Annotated in this window: 5 protein-coding genes; all 5 read right to left on the bottom strand. The window is 65.6% G+C overall.

Annotated elements, in window-relative coordinates:
- Nucleotides 1–6: 6 nt before the first annotated feature.
- Complete coding sequence (gene folD, locus ACED67_RS21560) at nt 7–897, bottom strand: bifunctional methylenetetrahydrofolate dehydrogenase/methenyltetrahydrofolate cyclohydrolase FolD (protein WP_395543799.1); 891 nt, start codon at nt 895–897, stop codon at nt 7–9.
- An 11-nt stretch (nt 898–908) separates the two neighbouring features.
- On the bottom strand, nt 909–1,787 hold the full coding sequence (locus ACED67_RS21555; RefSeq protein WP_395543798.1) for a bifunctional 5,10-methylenetetrahydrofolate dehydrogenase/5,10-methenyltetrahydrofolate cyclohydrolase: 879 nt from the start codon (nt 1,785–1,787) through the stop codon (nt 909–911).
- Complete coding sequence (locus ACED67_RS21550) at nt 1,768–2,052, bottom strand: hypothetical protein (RefSeq protein WP_395543797.1); 285 nt, start codon at nt 2,050–2,052, stop codon at nt 1,768–1,770. The genes ACED67_RS21555 and ACED67_RS21550 overlap by 20 nt, the downstream gene beginning before the upstream one ends.
- A 3-nt stretch (nt 2,053–2,055) precedes the next feature.
- On the bottom strand, nt 2,056–2,367 hold the full coding sequence (locus ACED67_RS21545) for a chorismate mutase (RefSeq protein WP_395543796.1): 312 nt from the start codon (nt 2,365–2,367) through the stop codon (nt 2,056–2,058).
- 65 nt (nt 2,368–2,432) lie between these two features.
- Nucleotides 2,433–4,109, bottom strand: a complete 1,677-nt coding sequence (locus ACED67_RS21540) for a formate--tetrahydrofolate ligase (RefSeq protein ID WP_395543795.1) — start codon at nt 4,107–4,109, stop codon at nt 2,433–2,435.
- Nucleotide 4,110 lies beyond the last annotated feature (1 nt).

Below are 4,110 nucleotides of genomic sequence, written 5' to 3'. Positions count from 1 at the left end.
CTTCCTTTATGCTGTGAGGCCTTCTGGTTCTGGGAGGTGGTTTGCGCGGCATGCGGCGGTTAGGGTGTTTGCGAGGAGGCAGGCGATGGTCATGGGTCCGACGCCGCCCGGGACGGGGGTTATGGCGCCTGCGACTTCTGCGGCGCTGGGGTAATGGACATCGCCGACGAGCTTGCCCTTGCCGTCGCGTTCGATGCGGTTGATGCCGACATCGATCACGGTGGCGCCGGGCTTGACCATCTCGCCGGTGATCATCTCGGGCCGGCCCACGGCGGCGACCAGGATATCGGCGCGGCGGCAGGTCTCGGCCAGGTCCTTGGTGCGGCTATGGGCGATGGTCACGGTGCAGCTGTCGCCCAGCAGAAGCTGCGCCATCGGCTTGCCGACGATGTTCGAGCGCCCCACCACCACGGCGTTCATCCCGGCGAGCGAGCCGTGATGGTCGCGCAGCATCATCAGGCAGCCGAGCGGCGTGCAGGGCACCATCGACTTCTGCCCGGTGCCCAGCAGCCCCACATTCGAGATATGGAAGCCGTCGACATCCTTGGCCGGCGCGATGCGGTTGATCACCAGTTCCGCATTCAGATGCCTGGGCAGCGGCAGCTGCACCAGGATGCCATGCACTGCCGGATCGCCGTTCAGCCGGTCGATCAGGGCCAGGAGATCGGCCTCCGAAGTCTCGGCGGGCAGGCGGTGTTCGAAACTGTTCATGCCGACCTCGACGGTCGAGGCATGCTTGTTGCGGACATAGACCTGGCTGGCGGGGTCCTCGCCCACCAGCACCACGGCCAGGCCCGGCGTGAGGCCGTTTTCCTCGGCCAGCCGCGCCACATGGGCCGCCACCTGCGCCCGCACCCGGGCCGCGAATTCCTTGCCATCGATCACCTTGGCGGTCATGTCACCTCTCCTCAGACTGCGGCCGCGAAGGCCGTGCGGTAATGGTCCATCTGCATCGCCGTCGCGAGCACTGCATTCTTCATCAGGATCGCCACCGTCACCGGCCCGACCCCGCCGGGGACCGGAGTGATCCAGCCCGCCACATCCTTGCAACTGGCGAAATCCGCGTCGCCCACGGTCTTCCCGTCCACCCGGTTGATCCCGATATCCACCAGCGCCGCGCCCGGCTTCAGCATCTCGCCGCGCACGAGGCCCGGCTTGCCCACCGCGACGAAGACGGCATCGGCCGCGCGCGAATGCACCGCGACCTGGCGCGTCATGTGGTGGCAGACCGTGACCGTGGCGCCGAGGCCCATCATCAGGAAGGCGATCGGCTTGCCGACGATCTCGGAATGGCCGATCACGCAGACATCCAGGCCTTCCATCTTCAGGGGCAGGGTCTTGAGGATCTCGACCGCCGCCACCGCGGTGCAGGGGCCCAGGGTCAGGTCATTGTAGACGATATTGCCGATCGAGGACGGGTGCATGCCTTCCACATCCTTCATCGGATGCACGGCCTTCTGCAGCGCCTTGACCGGGATATGGCCGGGCAGGGGCCGCTGGATGATGATGCCATTGACGCGGGGATCGGCGTTCAGCCCCGCGAGGACGCCCTGCAACTGCTCCAGGCTGATGCTTTCCGGGTAATTCCGCGCCTCGAAGCCCAGGCCCGCGGCTTCCGCCGAGCGCTGCTGGTTGCGGACATACAGCTCGGCCGCCGCCCCGTCGCCGACCGAGATCGACACCAGCCGCGGCGCCCAGCCAAGCGCGGTCAGCCGCTCCGCCTCGGCCCTCGTCTCGTCACGCATCCGGGCGGCGATGGCCTTGCCGTCAATGAGCGTCGCGGTCATTCGTCTCGTCTTCCTTGATCGGTCGCAGCGTGTGCGCCTCGTAGCGATAGTAACTCAGCAGCTTCCGCCACAGCAGCGCAGAGACAACAAACCCCATCGCTGCGCCCGCTTTCGAGGCGAAATAGGACGATGAGCCCGTTGCTTGGGTGAGCAGCAGCGGCAGAAAGATGCCGCCGCCGATCAGCAAGACTGTTGCAATCACAGTGAGGAAAAGCAGCCCCACCTCACCCGATCTTCCCCCCGGCCTGCCATGGTGCGTCGCCATGCCTCAGCCCTTGCGCAGGCTGTCCGGCCCGAGATGGCTTTCCTCGCGGGCGATGGACCAGTCGATCAGCCGCCGCCACAGCTTCTCCACCAGATCGGGCGGCAGCCCGTAGGTGTCGGCGTGGCGGCGCACATTCTGCACCACTTCCTCGACGCGAGAACCGATCCGCGCCGGGAGGTCGACCGTGGCCTTGATTTCCGCCGCCCGGTCGATGAACCCGGCCCGTTCCGCGAAAAGCCGCACCAGGTCTTCGTCCAGCCGGTCGATCTCGGCCCGGATCTCGGCCATGGTCGTGCAATCCGCGGGCTTTCGCATCCGTCCCTCCCGTTCAGGCTGCCCCCCGAGATAGGGGGACAGCCCGGAAAGGGCAATGCGACCGGTTAGAACAGCCCCTCGACATGGCCCTCGTCATTGAGGCGGATCACTTCCGCGCTCGGCACCTTGGGCAGGCCCGGCATGGTCATGATCTCGCCGCAGATCGCGACGATGAACCCGGCCCCGGCCGAGAGCCGCACTTCGCGCACCGGCACCGAATGGCCCGTCGGCGCGCCGCGGACATTCGGATCGGTGGTGAAGCTGTACTGGGTCTTGGCCATGCAGATCGGCAGATGGCCATAGCCCGCCGCTTCCCAGGCCTTGAGCTGGTCGCGGATCGACTTGTCGGCGATCACCTCATCGGCATGGTAGATGCGCTTGGCGATGGTCTCGATCTTCTGGAACAGGCCCATCTCGTCGGGATAGAGCGGCGCGAAATTCGCCGTGCCGCCCTCGGCCAGCGCCACCACCTTCCGCGCCAGATCCTCGATCCCCGCGCTGCCATTGGCCCAGTGCTTGCACAGGATCGCCTCGGCGCCCTGTTCGGCGACATAGGCCTTCACCGCCGCCACTTCGGCATCGGTGTCCGAATAGAAGTGGTTGATCGCCACCACCACCGGCACGCCGAAGGATTTGACATTGGCGATATGGCGGCCAAGGTTCGGGCAGCCCTTCTTGACGGCGTCGACATTCTCGGTGCCGAGATCGGCCTTGGCCACGCCGCCATTCATCTTCATCGCCCGCACCGTGGCGACGATCACCGCGGCACTGGGCTTCAGCCCCGCCTTGCGGCACTTGATGTCGAAGAACTTCTCGGCGCCCAGATCGGCGCCGAAGCCGGCTTCGGTCACCACATATTCGCCCAGCTTCAGCGCGGTCTTGGTCGCGATGACCGAGTTGCAGCCATGGGCGATATTGGCGAAGGGGCCGCCATGGACGAAGGCGGGGTTGTTCTCCAGCGTCTGCACCAGATTGGGCTGCATCGCATCCTTCAGAAGCACCGTCATCGCGCCATCGGCCTTGATGTCGCGGCAATAGATCGCCTTCTTGTCGCGGGTATAGGCCACCACGATGTCGCCCAGACGCTTCTGCAGATCCTCGAGATCCTTCGACAGGCAGAGGATCGCCATGACTTCCGACGCCACCGTGATGTCGAACCCGGTCTGGCGCGGGAAGCCGTTCGACACCCCGCCCAGGTTCACCACGATGTCGCGCAAGGCGCGGTCGTTCATGTCCATCACGCGCCGCCACACCACCCGGCGGGCGTCGATCTGCAGCTCGTTGCCCCAGTAGATATGGTTGTCGATCATCGCCGACAGCAGGTTATGCGCCGAGGTGATGGCGTGGAAATCGCCGGTGAAATGCAGGTTCATCTCTTCCATCGGCACGACCTGGGCCATGCCGCCACCCGCAGCCCCGCCCTTCATCCCGAAGTTCGGCCCCAGCGAGGCCTCGCGGATGCAGATCACCGCCTTCTTGCCGATCCGGTTCAACCCGTCGCCAAGACCAACCGTCGTCGTCGTCTTGCCCTCGCCCGCAGGCGTCGGGTTGATCGCCGTCACCAGGATCAGCTTGCCATCCGGACGCCCCTCAAGGCTGCGGATGAAATCCTGGCCAACCTTCGCCTTGTCATGCCCATAGGGCAGCAAATGCTCCGAAGGAATCCCAAGCTGCGACCCAATCTCAAGGATCGGACGCTTCCGCGCCTCACGCGCTATCTCAATGTCAGTCTTGAATGCCATG

This window comes from Neotabrizicola paludis, from assembly GCF_044142105.1.
Lineage (GTDB): Bacteria > Pseudomonadota > Alphaproteobacteria > Rhodobacterales > Rhodobacteraceae > Pseudogemmobacter.
Note: the sequence above shows the minus strand (reverse complement) of the source record. Positions and strands in the feature narration are given on the sequence as shown.